This window comes from Streptomyces sp. NBC_01408 (assembly GCF_026340255.1).
Lineage (GTDB): Bacteria > Actinomycetota > Actinomycetes > Streptomycetales > Streptomycetaceae > Streptomyces.
Genome location: NZ_JAPEPJ010000001.1, coordinates 4,743,576 through 4,760,583, shown reverse-complemented (window position 1 = coordinate 4,760,583; position 17,008 = coordinate 4,743,576). Strand labels below are relative to the sequence as shown.

Sequence of the window (17,008 nt, the reverse complement as noted above, 5' to 3'; positions counted from 1 at the left end):
GGGATCCAGGTGATGACGCATGTGCCGATGGCTCGCGTATTCGGGAACTCCCATGCTGCTCGACACCATCCTGTACAAACCGGCCCACTCGCTGATCGACCAGAGCCTGCACTCCAAACTCGGCGTGGAGACCACGAACGGCGACGGCTTCGGTGTCGGCTGGTACTCGGAGGGCAACGACTCTCCGGGCCTCCTCAGGGACGTGGGTCCCGCCTGGAACAACCGCAACCTGCGGGAGATGGCGGACCATGTGAGCTCCCCGCTGTTCTTCGCGCACATCCGGGCGTCGACCGGCACGGCGGTGCAGCAGTCGAACTGTCACCCGTTCCGGCACGGCCGCTGGATGTTCATGCACAACGGCTCCATCTCCGGTTTCCACCTCATGCGCCGTGAACTCACCCTGCTCGTCGACCCCGCCCTGTACGCGGACATCGGGGGGACCACGGACTCCGAGGTGCTGTTCTACCTGGCCCTCACCTTCGGCCTGGACGAGGACCCGCCCGCCGCCGTCGCGAGGATGGCGGGAGTGGTGGAGCGCGTCGGCCGTGAGCACGGCGTGGAGTTCCCCCTCCAGATGACGCTCGCCATCACCGACGGCGCACACGTCTGGGCCTTCCGGTACTCCAGCCAGCACACGTCCCGGTCGCTGTTCTACAGCAGCCGGGTGGACGCACTGCGCCGTCTGCACCCCGATGTCGCCTTCCTGCGGGACCTCTCCGAGGAGACGCGCCTCATCGTCTCCGAGCCCCTCGGCGACCTGCCCGGCGCCTGGAACGAGGTACCGGAGAGCAGCTACGGCATCGTCCGGGCAGGTGGGGCGGACGAGATGCACACCTTCGCCCCGCTGCCGGCGTGACGCACGTGTGACCGCGGGCGCCGGCCGGCGAGTGCCGGGCCTTCCCGCATCCGGCTACCGGTCGACCAGCGCGTACAGGCCGGACACCGCGGCGCCGCGCCGCCGCTTGGCCTCGATCGTCGTCATGCCCGCGTGCAGGCCGGTCGCGCCGTGGGCATAGGCGTCTTCGGCCGGCAGGTAGTACATGAGGTTGAAGTACAGGTGGGGCGCCGGATGCCGCCGGTCGACGGCGACCGCACGGATCCACGTCGTGGCCCCGTAGTGGTAGTAGAGGCAGAACCCGATCATCCGCCGCCTGTCGTAGGCGGCCACCACGCGCGCTTCGCCGCCCATCGCCGCCGCCTGCCGCTTCAGCAGCGCGGTCATCGCGTCGGTCCCGTCCCGGTCGTGCCCGTGATCCTGCTGGTGTCCGGCGAGCAGGACCCCGGCGTCCTCGAAGCAGTCCGCGAGCGCCTGGTGGCGCACATCGAGCCCGGCCGCGGCGAAGGCACGGCGTTCGCGGCGGATGCCGGCACGGCGCTGCGAGGGCAGGGAGGCGATGTAGTCGTCGATCCCTGCCCCGGGCAGGGGGATGAGAGCGTCGTCCTCCAGGTGGAGGGGGCGTTCGGGGTAGAAGCGGGCGAGCCGGGTGGTGGCCGGGGTGGTGAGGTAGGGCCACCAGTGCGTTGTGTCGTTCCGGTCGGCGAAGTGGCGTGCGGCGTCCCGGAGGAGGACGAGGCAGGCGTCGCGCTGTACGGCCTCCAGGCCGGGGGCGGTGAGCGGGGTGTTGTGGTAGCCGCGCCGCGCTCCGGCGATCACGCGGGGCCGCAGGTGTGAGGGCAGTACGGTGCCCGGCTGGTAGGAGTCGTTCGGCTCGTCCCGCACCAGGTAGAGGGGCGCGGCGGCGAGCAGGTCGCCCGTGCGGTCCCGCACGAGCGCGTACGCGCACGTGGCGGTGGGGTCTTCTTCTTCGCCGGCGAGCCACTGGTGGGAGAGGTAGAAGCCGGCCGGCCGGGCGAGCCGCTCCCACTCGGCGGCCGGGACGGCGTGGATGGATTCGACGATGCTCGTGATCAACGGGGTTTCCTCCGGCGGTGGCGGTTGGGGGCCTTCAGGGCGGGCGCGGCGAACATGGCGATCAGGCAGGCGGCGCCTTCGGCACCCCACGGCACGAGGGGCCCGGCTTCCAGCAGCAGGGTGAACAGGGCCGGAGCGGCGACCATGCCGATGGCCCAGGAGAACTGGTACAGACCCTGCGTGAAGCCCCCGGCCGCCTCGGGGGTGAGGCTCACGGACAGTTCGCTCAATGCCGGGCCGAGGAGGATCTCAGCCACGCTGAACAGCACGATCGCGAAGACGAGGGCCGCCCAGGCGGTGAAGGCGAGAGAGGGCAGCGCTGGCAGGGCGAACGCCCCCATCCCGACCGCCATGATCAGGTATCCGGCCGCCACGGCGCGGCGGGGCACCTTCGGCGCCAGGTGCGCGGTGACGGCTGTCGAACACCCGGAGACGATGACGGTGTTGATGACGAACAGCACGCTCGCCGCCGACGCGGGAAGCCCCAGGGCGCGGGTGGTGTAGATGGCGACGAGCACGGCGAGGACGGCCTGGGCGAGGACGTAGGGGATGTTCACGGACACGAGGAGCAGGTAGCGGCGGGCGTGGTCGGCCCGGGTCACCAGCGCACTGGGCGGCGTGGCCCGCGACTGCGGTGGAGCGGTGGTGAGGGCGGCGAAGCAGGCGGCGGCCAGCAGGTAGGTCGCGGCGTCGACCGCGATCAGCCACCACAGCGAGCCCTTCCCGAACACCGTCAGGGCCCCCGCCGCGGCGGCGGCCCCCGCGGCGAGGCCGATGTTGCGCAGGGAGCCGGTGAACGCGAACCACGACCGGCGCTCCTCGGGTTCGGTGACGTGCGTGATCAGGGTGCGCTGCGCGGTGAAGTACATGTTGATCCCGGCCTGCACCAGCACGTACACGCCGACGACGTGCCACAGCTCGCCGGCGAACAGGAACAGGGTGAACCCGGCGGCGGAGAGGATGTTCGCCCACACCACGACCCGTTTCGGCCCCACGCGGTCCATGAGGCGTCCGGCGAGGAACGTGACCGGCAGCGCGATGGCCTGCCCCACCGTCATCGCCAGGCCCACCTGCGCCAGCGGCAGGCCTTGCACGTCGGTGAAGTACAGCAGCCCCAGCGGCAGGAGCATGCCGTTGCCGACGGAGTCGATCAGGTTGCCGGTGATGAAGAGGCCGTGCCCGCGCAGCACCGGCACGCCCAGGCGCTCCGCGGCGCGGGGGCGGCGGCGCGTGTCCGCGGCCGCGCTCACGGGCTCAGCAGGGAGCTGATCTTGCCCATGACATCGGCCGCGGGGAAGCCGGTCGCCCCGTGGAGTTCCGTCAGGGCCTTCACCGTCCTGTCCTCCTCGCCTTCGGCGAGGGTGACCACGACGATGTCCCCGTGGGAGGTGCCGTCGATGACCAGCTCATGCGCGGTGACCACCGCAACGCGGTTGCGGAGCTCGGCCACCACCGCCGGAGGCATGCGGCCCCCGGCGAGGAATTCGATCGCCCACCCGGCCCGTTGCACCGTGTCGCCGGCCGGCGGGAGACCGCGGGCCATGCGGGCGAGGGAGGTGAAGGTGTTCGTGCCCGACGCGGCGCACGACAGTGTGGTGGCGCCGCCGATGCGCGGGTTGACCTCCAGGATCACGAACTGGCCGCCGGTATAGACCATATCGACGTTGACCGACCCGCACACTCCCAGGTTCCCGCACAGGGTGATCAGGGTGCGGGCCACTTCGGCGAACGCGGCGTCCGCCGTCCGACGGGGCCCGCACCAGCGCAGGTCGGCGAAGGTGAACACCGGTTCCGCCCCGGCGCGTCCGGTCCAGCACAACGGCAGGACCCGGTAGGAGCCGGGCCGCCCCACGATGTCCACGCTGCACAGGTCGCCTTCGACGACCTGTTCCACCACCGCCGACACCTCAGGCGGGGACGCGAGGTAGGCGTCCAGGTCGGCGGCGGAGTGCAGGGTGCGGATGCCCATGCTGGTCGAGTCCCACGCGGGCTTGGACATCAGCGGGTAGCCGATCCGTTCGGCCTGCACGCGCAGCGCGTCCCGGTAGCCGGGCGCCGGCAGGCCCCGCCCCGCCAGCAGACCGGAGTCGGCGCGGAACCCGTCCGGCACCTTCAGCCCGGCCTGTGCGCAGAGCTTCTTGGTCTCCCACTTGTCCACCAGCAGCATCGTCGCCGCGAGCGGTGTCATGACCGTCGGGATGCCCACGGCGTCCAGGAAGGCCTTGGCTACGGCATCGCGCAGCGCGTTCTCGCACGGCAGCGAGATCGACACCGCCGCATCCGCCCCCCAGGCGGCGACCGCATCCGCGAGCTCCCGCGGAGTCACCCCCCGGTCAAGCCGTTCCCGGTACCCGGGGAAGTCCTCGTCACCGGGGCTGCCGCTGGTGTGGAACAGCCCGGCCTCGATCCCGTCGGCCGCGAGCCCGCGTACGGCCTGCTGGATGTAGGGGTCGGCACGCTGGATGCCCACCGACCGCAAGAACGCCATCTTCTGCACCGGTTCAGCCCACTTCCACGCGGGACCCGGCGGCCACCTGATCTGCCAGGTCGCATGCTTGGTCAACCGTTTCCGCGCGGGCCACCACGTGCCCGATCCGGCAGGCCGAATCCGCCGGCTCCGGCACCGTGTCCCCGGGCTGAAGGTGCAACTCGCTGTGCGTACCGGGTGCTTGCGGGATGAACACCTCCCGTAGCACCCCGCCGTGCTGGGGCAGCAGGAACCGGATCGCCGCCGCGTCCGTAGCGGAAGCGGCGGTGTCGGGGACCCGGCCGAGCACGGCCTGGAGGTAGGCCACGGCTTCACTCACGCCCGTCGCGGCCTCGATGATCTCGCACAGGTTGTCCCCCGGCAGGCGGGCGCCGGTCTCGATCACATACGGCGTCTCCGTGCCCGGGGGGATCTTCACCTCCGTGTGCGCGATCCCGTTGCGCACGCCGACGGCGAGCGCTGCCCGCGCCGCGGTGTGCTGCACCCTCCTGGCGAGCGGCGGAGCCAGACCGGAGGGGCAGGTGTGCCCGGTCTCGATCCGGTGCCGGCCCTGGGTGGTGTCCTTCCTGACGACCGGCAGAGGGTAGGCCACCCCGTCCGCGACCACCGTTTCGCACGAGTACTCCTCCCCGGGGACGTACTCCTGCACCAGAGCCCGCGTGTCGAGCTTCAGGCCGTGCGGATAGGCGTGCGTGTACTGCTGGGCCGCACCGATCGCGGAGGCGAGCCGGTCCGGGCCGTCCACCACGGACACGCCCCACGAGCCGCCCTGCTCCGCCGGCTTCACCACCAGCGGCCGGCCCAGCCCGTGCGACCGCGCCGCCTCGTGCGCCTCGGCCACGTCCCGCACGACCGTCCAGCGGGGGGCGGGGATCCCGGCCGCGGCGAACGCCTCACCCATGAGGATCTTGTTCCTGGCCGCCCGCGCGAGCAGAGGATCGTTTCCGGGCAGGCCGACCCGTTGGGCGAGCAGCGCGGCGAGCGGGGTGAACAGCTCGAAGCAGGCAGCGACACCCGCGATGGCGTGCTGCCGGCAGAAGGCGTCCATGTCTTCCAGGGCTCTCGGGGTATCCGCGAGATCCGTCGCGCACACCCCCGCGAGGGCCGATCGCAGCCAGTCCGGGTAGCCGTCGTGGATGTCCTTGTGAGTGGCCGCGTACAGGCGCAGCCCCAGCCGGTCAGCGGCCTCCACGAGGAAACGCCCCGCGTTCCCCATCGGCTCGATCACCAGAACTCCCGGCCCGCGCGGGCCCGTACCGATTCTCATTCCACCAGCAAAGCCGCGGAGGGAGGGTAGCGGCTATGGGCCTGACAGACGAAAACAACTTGCCTCACAGCATGATGTTTTGGAGCAAAGCCCAGTCAATTGGTCAGTAACCCCACGGCATTTGGTGCTCACAGCCCATGGAGCCGCACAAGCGTCCCGTGATCGGATCGCCACGCCAGGTAAACCGCACCGCGACCCGAACGGGGAACGAGCACCGTGACCAGCCTGCGCCAGCAGCTCGCCGACCACATCGACCAGGGCGTCATCCCGCCCTACCAGTACTCCTACCCGCCCCGCTCCACGTACCGCCCCCTCCCGGAGGGCAAGTGGACCATCCCCGACGTGTGGGCCGCCGACCTCGCCAACTACCAGGTCCCCGAACTCAACCTCTACCTGCACGTCCCCTTCTGCGACCGCAAATGCGGCTTCTGCAACCTCTACACCGTCATCAGCACCGACGAGGACGTCTTCGACGCGTACACCGACGCCCTGTGTACGCAGATCCGGGATCACGCCGAGATCATCCAGGCCCGGCGCCTGCGCACCGTCTACATCGGCGGCGGCACCCCCGCCCTGCTCAAGCCCCGCCACTTCGAGCAGATCTTCGCCACCATCGGTGGCATCTACCCCAACTGGCGCTCCACGGTCGAAGAGGTCGCCGTCGAAGCCACCCCGTCCTCCATCGCCGACGAACCCGACGAGTTCAAGGCCCTCATCGAGATGGGCCTCACCCGCGCCAACGTCGGCATCCAGTCCCTCGTCCCCCGCGAGATCCGCGAAGCCGGCCGCGGCGGCGAGGACGAAGGCGTCATCCGCCGAGCCATCCACACCGCACACGAACTCGGGCTGCCGGACCTGTCCACCGACCTCATCATGGGCTTCGCCGGACAGACCCCCGAGACCTGGCGCCACAGCGTGAACGAACTGGCGAAACTCCGGCCCACCACCATCAGCACCTACTTCCTCACGGTGCGGCCGGACGCCTGGTTCTCCAAGACCGGCTCCTACCAGTACATGTGGCAGCCCGAGCTGTACGAGCGCTACGACTACGCCCGCCAGGTCTTCCTCGAGCACGGCTACGTCCAGGAAGGCTCCGTCCGCTACAAGAGGCCCGGCCGCGGCGGCTACGTCCAGAAGGTGCTCACCTTCCACGGCGTCCCCCTGCTCGGCCTCGGCGTCGGCGCCCGCTCGTACACCAGCGTGCTCGACTACATGACCGGCAGCGTGAAGCCCTCGACGGCCGAGGTCGCGGACTACATCAAGAAGGCCAGGAACCACGAGATCGTCCCCGTCACCGGCATCGAACTGACCGGCGAGGAAATCGTCCGCAAGCGCCTCGTCCTCGACTCCTTCGACCTCGACCTCACCGAACTCGACCGCTTCGGCTACCAGAAGCACGCCGCCGAGTTCGAACCCGTCCTCGACGCGGCCGAGTCCAACGGGCTCATCCACCGCATCGGCCGCCGCATCCAGCTCACCCCCAGGGGCTTCAAGTACCGCGACGTCCTGTCCTGGATGTTCTACTCCGAGCCCGTCAAGGGCCTCGACCGTGAGTACTACGAGAACCTCCACGCGGCGAACGCCCGAGCCCAGCGGAACATGGGAGCAACCCCCGTACGCATCACCGGCATCGACCTGCGCGGGGACGCCGCATGAGCGACCTGTACGTCGCGGCGGGCGGCGGCGGAGACCCCATCGGCACCCTCATCGCCGCCCGCACCATCACCCTTGACCCGGCCCCACCGCTGATCGCCACCTACGCATGGGAACGCCCCGAGGTCGACCCCACCCCCAGACCCCTCGGGAGACGGGACTTCGCCGGGCTCGCCCCCGCAGCCGGCGGCGCCGCGGCATTCACGCCTGCCACCCGCGCCCGCCTCCCGGCCGGATCCACCATGCCGGGCCTCGCCAGGGATCTGCCGGCCCGGCTGCTGCTGCTCGACCCCGCCCAGGGGCTCTCCGCCCTGTCCCGACAGGTCGAATCCATGGCCGAGGCCGCAGGCGGCCGGATCCGCATCGTCGACATCGGCGGCGACATCCTCACCCACGGCAACGAGCCCACCCTGTGCAGCCCGTTCGGGGACGCCTACACCCTCGCCGCCTGCCACCTCACCGGCGTCCCCACCACCGTCTACGTCGCAGGCCCCGGCCTCGACGGGGAAATCGGCGAAGAGACCCTCCTCGAACGCCTCGCCGGACGCCACCACCCCCTCACCCCCGGCCGGGGCGCGGCCGCAGCAGCCGCCCCCGCGCTGGCCTGGCACCCCTCCGAGGCATCCGCGCTGTGGGCCGCGGCCGTCCACGGCGCCCGCGGCGCCGTCCGCACCGTCAACGGCACCATCCACCTCACCGAGGTCTCCCCCCTGCTGTACCACCTGCCGCTCCACGAAGCCATCGGCCACAACCCGGTCGCACAGGCCCTCCTCGACGAGCGTCCGGCAACCCTGGACGAGGCGGCCGACCTCTCCCACCGGATCACCGGCATCCACGGGCTGGAGCACGAACGCAGCCGGACACCCCGGCACGACCCGCCCGCCGGCGGGACCGCCTGCCTCGACGTGGACGAGGTCATGAAGACCCTCCGCGAAGCGGCCGACGGAGCCGACCACGTCACCCTCCGGTACGCGGCCCGCGCCCTAGGCCTCACCTGGACAGACATCCCGGCCCTCCGAGACGTCCTCGGCACCGGCACCGGCACCCCACTGCTCCAGCTCACCTGAACCGCACGCCGAAGGGCCCGGCACACCGTAGCCGTGCCGGGCCCTTCGCCCCTGGCCGCGCCGGTACGGCCACAGCACTAGCGCCGGACGCGGGGCATGCCCAGGCCGATCCAGGAGATGATCTCGCGCTGGACCTCGTTGTTGCCGCCGCCGAAGGTGAAGATCACGGCGCTGCGGTAACCGCGTTCGAGTTCGCCGTGCAGGACCGCTCCGGCGGAGCCGTCCTTGAGGGAGCCGGCCGCGCCGACGACCTCCATCAGCCAGGCGTACGCGTCCCTGCGGGCCTCGGAGCCGTAGACCTTGACGGCGGAGGCGTCCTGCGGGGTGAGGGTGCCGTCCTGGACCGCGTTGACCATCTGCCAGTTGAGCAGCTTCATCGCGTCGAGCCGGGCGTGGGTGCGGGCGAGGCGGCCGCGGACCCAGGAGAGGTCGATGACCCGGCGGCCGTCGGCGAGCTTCGTCCCGGCGGCCCAGCGCTGGACGTCGTGCAGGGCGCGGATGGCCATCGTGCCGTGGGCGGCGAGGGTGACGCGCTCGTGGTTGAGCTGGTTGGTGATCAGGCGCCAGCCCTTGTTCTCCTGGCCGACGCGGTGGCCGGCGGGGACGCGGATGTTCTCGTAGTAGCTGGCGGTCGTGTCGTGCGAGGCGAGGGTGTTGATGAGGGTGCAGGAGTAGCCGGGGTCGGAGGTCGGCACGAGGAGCATGGTGATGCCCTTGTGCGAGGGCGCGTCCGGGTCCGTGCGGACGGCGAGCCAGACCCAGTCGGCGGTGTCGCCGTTGGTGGTCCAGATCTTCTGCCCGTTGACGACGTACGTGCCGCTCTCCTCGTCGCCCTCGCGGACGGCCTTGCACTTGAGCGCAGCGAGGTCGGTGCCCGCGTCGGGCTCGCTGTAGCCGATCGCGAAGTCGATCTCGCCCGAGAGGATCTTCGGCAGGAAGTACGCCTTCTGCTCGTCGCTGCCGAACTGCATGATGGTCGGCCCGACGGTGTTGAGGGCCATCAGGGGCAGTGGTACGACGGCCTGCGCGGCCTCGTCGAAGAAGATGAACTGGTCCATCGGGGACATTCCGCGGCCCCCGTACTCCTTGGGCCAGCCGACACCGAGCCAGCCGTCGGCGCCGAGCCGGCGGATGGTCTCCCGGTAGAAGCGCTTCTGCGCGGCGGGGTCCTCGTAGCGGGCGTAGACGTCCTCGGGCACCAACTCGGCGAAGTAGGCGCGCAGCTCCGCGCGCAACTGCTGCTGCTCTGGCGTGTATTCGAGGTGCACGGCCCCTCCGGGAGTCTCGCGGTCCAGCCGGTCGCTGTGGCGGCGGGGGCAGACTAGAACCTGTTCCAAGAATCCGGAAGGGCTGCACGCCACCGAACTGCCGGACAGCCGCCTGGCGGCGTGGAGGCGCCGGTGCCGGCGAGGACCTGGTGGCGCGGGTGCCGATACGAGGGCCCCTCGCGCGGCCGCGCGCCCTCAGATGCCCACGGCCCCGTCGATCCGCTCCCGGAGCAGGTCCGCGTGCCCGTTGTGCCGGGCGTACTCCTCGACCATGTGGACGAGGACCCAGCGCAGGGAGACCGTCCCGCGCCACGCGTCGTCGCCCTCGACGTCGAGGTGGGGGGCCTCGGCCACGAAGCGCTCGGCGAAGGCCACTTCGGCGCGCCACGCCGCCCAGGCCTCCTCGACGGCGCCGGGGACGCGCAGTGCGGTGCCGAAGGCCCCGTCGGGATCCGCCGCCGAGGAGAAGCGGGGCTCGACGTCCTGCCCCGCCAGGACCTTCCTGAACCAGCGGCTTTCCACGTCGGCGAGGTGGCGCACCAGGCCGAGCAGGGAGAGCGTGGACGGTTCCACGGCCTGCCGGCACAACTCCTCCCCCATGCCCGCGCACTTGAGCTCCAGGGTCGCGCGCTGGTCGGCCAGGAAGGCGGCCAGCACGCGTCGTTCGTCCCCGGTCGCCGGGCCCGTGAAGCGGTGGTCCGGCCCGGCGGAGACGGGGAAGATCCCGGCTCTGCTGCTTCCGTTCGTCATACCGGCGATTATGCGCGGTGGGACGGGAGGCGGAACGGGCGGCCGTAGCGCGGGACGAGACGGGTGCGGCACACGCCCGGCGACAGGCGCGGCGCCCGTTGTGATCGTCCCCCTGTGCCGGTCAGTTGAGGGCGCTGATCATGGCCTCGGCGGTCACCGCCATCGCCGCGCGGGCCGCCGTCAGGTAGGGCCGGGGGTCCGCCGGGGTCAGGTGGGTGCGGATGGCCTCGGTCATGGCCACGTTCAGCGCCGTACCGATGTTGACCTTGCGGATGCCTCCCGCGACGGCCGCCGCGAGCTCCGCGTCCGGCAGCCCCGAGGAACCGTGCAGCACCAGCGGTACGTCCACCGACTTGGCCAGGCGGGCCAGCAGCGCGTGGTCCAGGGCGGCGGTCCGGCTGGTCATCGCGTGGCTGCTGCCGATGGCGACGGCCAGCGCGTCGACCCCCGAGTCGGCGACGAACCGCCGTGCCTCGTCGGGGTCCGTACGCGCCCCGGGCGCGTGCGGGTCCAGTGGCGCGGCGCCGTTCTTTCCGCCCACCTCGCCCAGCTCCGCTTCGATCCACAGCCCGTTGGCGTGGGCCCAGTCGGCGGCGGAGCGGGTGGTCTCCAGGTTCTCGCCGTACGGCAGGTGCGCGGCGTCGTACATGACGGAGCTGAATCCGGCGTCGCAGGCCTGCCGCAGCAGGTCCGGGCTCTTGACGTGGTCCAGGTGCAGGCCGACCGGGACCGCTGAGGCTTCCGCGCAGGCGGCGGCCGCGCGGGAGATGGGCAGCAGCTGCCCGCCGCGGAACTTCACCGCGTTTTCGCTCAGTTGCAGGATGACGGGCAGTCCGGCCGCCTCCGCCCCGGCCACCACGGCCTCGGCGTGCTCCAGCGTGATGATGTTGAACGCGGCGACGGCGCGGCCCGCGGCGGCCGCCTCCAGGACGAGCGGACCGGCGGGAACGAGGCTCATCGGACCGCCTCCTCGCCCGTGGTCAGGATCACCGAGCGGGTCAGGTTGCGCGGCGCGTCCGGATCCAGCCCCTGATGGGCGGCCACGGCGAGCGCCAGCCGGTGCACCCGGACCAGCTCGGCCAGCGGGTCCAGCCGGCCGGCCACCCACTGGGAGCCGGTGTCGCGGACCTGCTCGGCGAGCCCGTCGGGGGCCTCGTCGAGCGACCAGGTGACCGTACCGGGCCCCGAGATGCTGATCGGGCCGTGCCGGTACTCCATCGCCGGGTAGGACTCCGCCCAGGACAGCGAGGCCTCGCGCATCTTCAGCGCCGCCTCGTGCGCGAGGCCCACGCTCCAGCCCCGGCCGAGGAAGGTGAACTGGCCCCGGCCCTGGAGCTCCGCGGGCAGCGGCTCGGCCAGCGCGGTCCGGGCGTCGGCCACGACGCCCGCGCCGTGCAGCCCGAGGTGGGCGCGCAGCAGGGTCAGGGCGGTGGTCGCGAAGCGGGTCTGCACGACCGACTGTTCGTCGGCGAAGTCGAGTACGACCAGCTCGTCGGCGACCGTCATCACGGGGGTCGCCGGATCGCCGATGACCGCGGTCGTCGGGACGCCCGCGTCGCGCAGCCGGGCCAGCAGGTCCAGCACCTCGGTCGTGGTCCCCGACCGGGTGAGGGCGACGACCCGGTCGTAGCGCCGGTGGCGGGGGAACTCCGAGGCGGGGAAGGCGTCGGTCTCCCCCTCCCCCGCCTCCTCGCGCAGCGCCGCGGCCGCCTGGGCCATGTAATACGAGGTCCCGCAGCCGACGATCGCGGTACGCTCCCCCCGCTGCGGGAGCACCGCCCGCCGGGCCGGGGCCAGTTCGGCGGCCCGCTCCCAGCATTCGGGCTGCGTGCCCAACTCGTACGCGACGTGACTCATACAGGCTCCCTGATACGGCGAATGGGTCTGGATGGTGTTTTGTCTGGACGGCGCCTGGGGCGCGGATGCGTTTTCCTGCAAGGTAGCTGCCATTTTCACGCAACTTCAAGCATCTACGGGGTGATCCGCCTGAGTTAATGTCGGCGGGTAGGCCGATGGAGCCGATGGGGCCGATGGAGAAACACCGAAGGGGGCGGCCGATGACCCGCAAGGAGCGCTGGCAGGCACTTCTGGATCTGCTGGTGGACCGGGGCGAGCTGGAGGTGGAGCCGGCGGCGGAGGCCCTCGGCGTGTCCGCCGCGACCATCCGCCGCGACCTCGACCAGCTCGCCGAGCAGCAGCTGCTGGTCCGCACGCGGGGCGGGGCGGTGCTGCACGGGGTCTCGTACGAACTCCCCCTGCGCTACCGCACGTCGCGCCGCGCCGCCGAGAAGCGCCGGATCAGCGAGGCGGTGGCGGCCCTGGTCACCCCGGGCGAAGTGATCGGCCTGACGGGCGGCACCACGACCACCGAGGTGGCCCGCGCCCTGGTCGGACGCCCCGACCTGGCCACGGGCACGCCCGCGCTGACCGTGGTGACCAACGCCCTCAACATCGCGGGCGAGCTGGTGATCCGCCCGCAGTTCAAGATCGTGCTGACCGGAGGCGTCGCCCGCCCCCAGTCGTACGAACTCACGGGCCCCCTCGCCGAGCAGGTCCTCGGGCAGCTCAGTGTGGACACGGCGGTCCTCGGCGTCGACGGCTTCGACCCGGCGGACGGCGCGGCGACCCGCCACGAGGACGAGGCGTCGATCAACCGCCTGCTGTGCGAACGGGCCCACCGGGTGGTGATCGCGGCGGACTCCAGCAAACTCGGCGCACGCGCCTTCGCCCGCATCTGCGCGACCTCGTCGGTGGACGTCCTGGTGACGGACACGGGCCTGACCCCCGATGTGGCGGCGGCGTTCGAGGCGGCGGGCGTGGAGGTGCTGCGGGTGTAGGGGGTCAGGCGCGGAGGGGGTCAGGTGCGGGAGGGGGCGGGGTCCGGGAGTAGGACAGGTGCTCCGGGGAGCGTGTGCCCGCGGGGCCTGATCAGGGATGGTTCGGGGGTTTCCCGTCAGTCCCGTGGTCTCTCCGTGTCGGGCCGGCCCCTCAATGCGTGGGCAGGCGCTCCGACTCCCGGACGAGGGCCGCCAGGACCGGCGCGATCAGGGGATGGGACTGGGCGCCGCGGCGGGTGGCCGCGAAGACCCGGCGGGTCGCGGACGCGCCGGTGACCGGGCGGACCTGGACCTCCTTGAGGTCCATGCCCCGGAGCGCCGAGCGCGGTACGAGGGCTACCCCGGCCCCCGCGCCGACCAGGGCGGTCACCGCGCGGAAGTCGTCGGAGGAGTGGCGCAGCCGGGGCTGGAAGCCCGCGAGTTCGCACGCCAGCAGCGTTACGTCGTGGCACGGGTTGCCCGGGTACTGGCCCACCCAGTCCGAGTCGGAGAGGTCCGCCAGCGACACCGCGGGCAGCGCGGCCAGCGGGTGCGCGGAGGGCAGGACCGCGTCGAAGGGCTCCGCGTACAGCGGGAGGACCGAGAGCCGGGCGTCGTCGGCCCCCGGGCCGCCGCGGTACTCGACCGCCAGGGCGAGGTCCGCCTCGCCGTCCAGGAGCATCGGCAGGCTCTGGTCGCCCTCGGCGTCCCGTACCCGCAGCCGGATGCCCGGGTGCTCCAGCGCGAGGCGGGCGATCGCCGGGGCCAGGACCTCGGCGATGCCCGTGGCGAAGGCCGCCACCGTGACCTCGCCCGCCGAGCCGCCCGCGTACGCCGCGAGTTCGGCCTCCGCCCGCTCCAGCTGGGCCAGCACCTCGTTGGCGTGCCCGACCAGGATCTCCCCGGCCGCGGTGAGCCGTACGCCCCGGCCGCTGCGGGTGAGCAGCGCGTGGCCGGTCTCCTGCTCCAGCGCCGCGAGCTGCTGGGAGACGGCGGAGGGGGTGAGGTACAGGGCTGCGGCCGCGGCGGTCACCGTACGGTGGTCCGCCACGGCACGCAGGATGCGCAGCCGGCGGGGGTCGATCACCCCGCCATTGTCTCAGGCCGCTAGGACCTCCCGGGCCCCGCGCGAAGCGCGGGCCCCACCGGCCCCACGGGCCTCAGCAGGCCTGCTGGTCCCTCAGGCCTTGGTGGCCGCCAGTGCCGCGCGGGCGTCGACGAAGGCCGCCACCGCACGCTCCACGTCCGCCGTGGAGTGGGCGGCCGAGAGCTGCACGCGGATGCGGGCCGCGCCGAGCGGGACCACCGGGTAGGAGAAGCCGATCACGTACACCCCGCGCTCCAGCAGCAGCTCCGCCATCTTGGCCGCCTCCGCCGCGTCGCCGATCATCACCGGGGCGATGGCATGGTCGCCGGGCAGGATCTCGAAGCCGGCCTCGGTCATCTTCGTGCGGAACAGCGCGGTGTTGGCGGCGAGGTGCTCGCGCAGGTCGCCGGCCGACTCCAGCAGGTCGAGGACCTTGAGGGAGGCCGCCGCGATGACCGGGGCGAGGGAGTTGGAGAAGAGGTACGGGCGCGAACGCTGGCGCAGCAGCTCCACGATCTCGGCGCGGGCCGCGACGTAGCCGCCGGAGGCTCCGCCGAGGGCCTTGCCGAGGGTGCCGGTGATGATGTCGACGCGGTCCATGACCCCGTGCAGTTCCGGGGTGCCGCGGCCGCCGGGGCCGACGAAGCCGACGGCGTGGGAGTCGTCGACCATGACCATGGCGTCGTAGCGCTCCGCCAGGTCGCAGATCTCCGCGAGGGGGGCGACGTACCCGTCCATCGAGAACACGCCGTCGGTGACGATCAGCTTGCGGCGGGCGCCGCCTTCGGTGGCCTCCTTCAGGCGCGTCTCCAGCTCGGCCATGTCGCGGTTGGCGTAGCGGAAGCGGCGGGCCTTCGACAGACGGATGCCGTCGATGATCGAGGCGTGGTTGAGGGCGTCGGAGATGACGGCGTCCTCGGCGCCGAGGAGGGTTTCGAAGACGCCGCCGTTGGCGTCGAAGCAGGAGGAGTAGAGGATGGTGTCCTCCTGGCCGAGGAAGGCCGACAGCCGTGCCTCCAGCTCCTTGTGCACCTCCTGCGTGCCGCAGATGAAGCGGACCGAGGCCATGCCGTAGCCCCAGCGGTCCAGTGCGTCCTTCGCGGCGGCGACGACCTCGGGATGGTCGGCCAGACCGAGGTAGTTGTTGGCGCAGAAGTTGAGGACCTCGCCGGGGGCGCCGCCCGAGGTGACGGCGACGGCCGCGTTCTGCGGGGTGCCGATGACGCGCTCGGGCTTGTGCAGACCGGCGGCGCGGATCTCGTCGAGGGTGGAGCGCAGGTCCTCGCGGACGGACTCGAACATGTGCGGTTCTCCTTGCGGCGGAGGGCGGCGGGCGAAACGGAGCGGGAGAGACAAAGGGGGGCCGGACCCCGCGGAGGGGGGAGGGTGTGCGGGGTCCGGCCGGAGGGAGATGGCCTGTTGGGGGCCGGACGGGCTGGCCGGGCCGGCCGGGCACAGCCCGTCGGTCGGGCCGGTCGGGCCGGGCCCGGCGGTCGGTCGGGCCGGTCTGGCCGCTACGCCGTCCAGTCCAGGATGATCTTGCCGCTGCGGGCCGTGGACGCCTCGTCGAAGGCGGCCTCGAAGTCGCGGTGCGAGTAGCGGCCGGTGATGACCGGGCTCAGGTCGAGCCCGCCTTCGAGCAGCACCGTCATCGCGTACCAGGTCTCGAACATCTCGCGGCCGTAAATGCCCTTGATGGTGATCATCGAGGTGACGACCTTGGCCCAGTCCACCGGGAACTCCTGCGCCGGCAGGCCCAGCATGGCGATGCGGCCGCCGTGCGTCATGTTGTCGATCATGTCGCGCATCGCCTCGGGGCGGCCGGACATCTCCAGGCCGATGTCGAAGCCCTCGCGCAGGCCGAGCGTCCGCTGGGCGTCGGCGATGGAGGACTCGGCGACGTTCACGGCGAGGGTGGCGCCCGCCTTGCGGGCGATCTCCAGGCGCTCGGGGCTGATGTCGGTGATGACCACGCTGCGCGCGCCGGCGTGCCGGGCGACGGCCGCCGCCATGATGCCGATCGGGCCGGCGCCGGTGATCAGCACGTCCTCGCCGACCAGCGGGAAGGACAGCGCGGTGTGCACGGCGTTGCCGAAGGGGTCGAAGATCGCGGCCACGTCCAGGTCGACCGCGGTGCGGTGGACCCACACGTTCTGGGCGGGCAGCACGACGTACTCGGCGAAGGCGCCGTCGCGGCCGACGCCGAGCCCGACGGTGCTGCGGCACAGGTGGCGGCGGCCGGCCAGGCAGTTGCGGCACTTGCCGCACACCAGGTGGCCCTCGCCGCTGACGAGCGCGCCGATCTCGATGTCGCGGACGTCCGCGCCGAGCGCGGCGACCTCGCCGACGAACTCGTGGCCGAGGACGAGCGGGGTCTTGACCGCGCCCTGCGCCCAGCCGTCCCAGGCGCGGATGTGCAGGTCGGTTCCGCAGATGCCGGTGCGCAGCACCTTGATCAGCACGTCGCCGGGGCCGTACTCGGGCTCGGGAACGTCCATGAGCCACAGTCCGGGCTCGGCCTTGTGCTTGACGAGTGCCTTCATGGGGGTGGCTCCAGGCATGCGGAAGGGGGCGCCGTACGGCGCGGGGGCGCGGTCGGCGTCGGTGACGGGCACCAATCTGCCGAGATGCGTGGTGATCAGTCCATCGAGACTTTCTTAAGCGGGTCGACAGCCCAGCTTCACACCTATGCTCCTCAGG

Annotated in this window: 15 protein-coding genes; 4 read left to right on the top strand and 11 right to left on the bottom strand. The window is 72.0% G+C overall.

Going from position 1 to position 17,008, the window contains the following annotated elements:
• Window positions 1-19 precede the first annotated feature (19 nt).
• Window positions 20-856, top strand: coding sequence for a class II glutamine amidotransferase (locus OG447_RS21655; protein ID WP_266938501.1), 837 nt, complete (start codon window positions 20-22; stop codon window positions 854-856).
• A gap of 54 nt (window positions 857-910) precedes the next feature.
• On the opposite strand, the gene OG447_RS21650 is transcribed toward OG447_RS21655, so the two are convergent.
• From OG447_RS21650 to OG447_RS21635, 4 genes are read right to left on the bottom strand one after another with little or no spacing between them, the layout of a single operon-like run.
• Window positions 911-1,912 carry a GNAT family N-acetyltransferase gene (locus OG447_RS21650; RefSeq protein WP_266938500.1) on the bottom strand — a complete coding sequence of 334 codons (1,002 nt, stop codon included), beginning with the start codon at window positions 1,910-1,912 and terminating at the stop codon, window positions 911-913.
• Window positions 1,909-3,162, bottom strand: coding sequence for an MFS transporter (locus OG447_RS21645; RefSeq protein WP_266938499.1), 1,254 nt, complete (start codon window positions 3,160-3,162; stop codon window positions 1,909-1,911). The genes OG447_RS21650 and OG447_RS21645 overlap by 4 nt, the downstream gene beginning before the upstream one ends.
• Entirely contained in the window at window positions 3,159-4,400 is a 1,242-nt protein-coding gene (locus OG447_RS21640; RefSeq protein ID WP_266938498.1) for an acetyl-CoA carboxylase biotin carboxylase subunit family protein, read from the bottom strand. Before OG447_RS21640 ends, OG447_RS21645 begins: the two co-directional genes overlap by 4 nt.
• Before the next feature lie 13 nt (window positions 4,401-4,413).
• Window positions 4,414-5,628, bottom strand: a complete 1,215-nt coding sequence (locus OG447_RS21635; protein WP_266938497.1) for an ATP-grasp domain-containing protein — start codon at window positions 5,626-5,628, stop codon at window positions 4,414-4,416.
• Between the two features lie 255 nt (window positions 5,629-5,883).
• Between OG447_RS21635 and OG447_RS21630 the strand changes: the two genes are divergently transcribed.
• Together OG447_RS21630 and OG447_RS21625 are read left to right on the top strand one after the other, a co-directional pair.
• Window positions 5,884-7,323: a coproporphyrinogen-III oxidase family protein gene (locus OG447_RS21630; RefSeq protein WP_266938496.1), complete on the top strand. Its 1,440-nt coding sequence runs from the start codon at window positions 5,884-5,886 to the stop codon at window positions 7,321-7,323.
• Window positions 7,320-8,387: a DUF1152 domain-containing protein gene (locus OG447_RS21625; protein WP_266938495.1), complete on the top strand. Its 1,068-nt coding sequence runs from the start codon at window positions 7,320-7,322 to the stop codon at window positions 8,385-8,387. Before OG447_RS21630 ends, OG447_RS21625 begins: the two co-directional genes overlap by 4 nt.
• Before the next feature lie 77 nt (window positions 8,388-8,464).
• On the opposite strand, the gene OG447_RS21620 is transcribed toward OG447_RS21625, so the two are convergent.
• The 4 genes from OG447_RS21620 to OG447_RS21605 all read right to left on the bottom strand — a co-directional run bounded on the left by OG447_RS21620 (window position 8,465) and on the right by OG447_RS21605 (window position 12,262).
• Complete coding sequence (locus OG447_RS21620; RefSeq protein ID WP_266938494.1) at window positions 8,465-9,655, bottom strand: acyl-CoA dehydrogenase family protein; 1,191 nt, start codon at window positions 9,653-9,655, stop codon at window positions 8,465-8,467.
• A 195-nt stretch (window positions 9,656-9,850) separates the two neighbouring features.
• Window positions 9,851-10,405: a DinB family protein gene (locus OG447_RS21615; RefSeq protein WP_266938493.1), complete on the bottom strand. Its 555-nt coding sequence runs from the start codon at window positions 10,403-10,405 to the stop codon at window positions 9,851-9,853.
• A gap of 121 nt (window positions 10,406-10,526) precedes the next feature.
• Window positions 10,527-11,363 carry a class II fructose-bisphosphate aldolase gene (locus OG447_RS21610; RefSeq protein ID WP_266938492.1) on the bottom strand — a complete coding sequence of 279 codons (837 nt, stop codon included), beginning with the start codon at window positions 11,361-11,363 and terminating at the stop codon, window positions 10,527-10,529.
• Entirely contained in the window at window positions 11,360-12,262 is a 903-nt protein-coding gene (locus OG447_RS21605; protein WP_266938491.1) for an SIS domain-containing protein, read from the bottom strand. The genes OG447_RS21610 and OG447_RS21605 overlap by 4 nt, the downstream gene beginning before the upstream one ends.
• Before the next feature lie 200 nt (window positions 12,263-12,462).
• On the opposite strand from OG447_RS21605, the gene OG447_RS21600 reads away from it, so the two are divergent.
• Entirely contained in the window at window positions 12,463-13,242 is a 780-nt protein-coding gene (locus tag OG447_RS21600) for a DeoR/GlpR family DNA-binding transcription regulator (RefSeq protein WP_266938490.1), read from the top strand.
• A 151-nt stretch (window positions 13,243-13,393) separates the two neighbouring features.
• On the opposite strand, the gene OG447_RS21595 is transcribed toward OG447_RS21600, so the two are convergent.
• The 3 genes from OG447_RS21595 to tdh form a co-directional block, all read right to left on the bottom strand.
• Window positions 13,394-14,308, bottom strand: a complete 915-nt coding sequence (locus OG447_RS21595) for a LysR family transcriptional regulator (RefSeq protein WP_266938489.1) — start codon at window positions 14,306-14,308, stop codon at window positions 13,394-13,396.
• 93 nt (window positions 14,309-14,401) lie between these two features.
• Entirely contained in the window at window positions 14,402-15,610 is a 1,209-nt protein-coding gene (locus OG447_RS21590) for a glycine C-acetyltransferase (protein WP_266938488.1), read from the bottom strand.
• A 212-nt stretch (window positions 15,611-15,822) separates the two neighbouring features.
• Window positions 15,823-16,851 (bottom strand): L-threonine 3-dehydrogenase, encoded by a 1,029-nt coding sequence (tdh, locus tag OG447_RS21585; RefSeq protein ID WP_266938487.1) that lies wholly within the window; start codon window positions 16,849-16,851, stop codon window positions 15,823-15,825.
• Window positions 16,852-17,008: the final 157 nt, after the last annotated feature.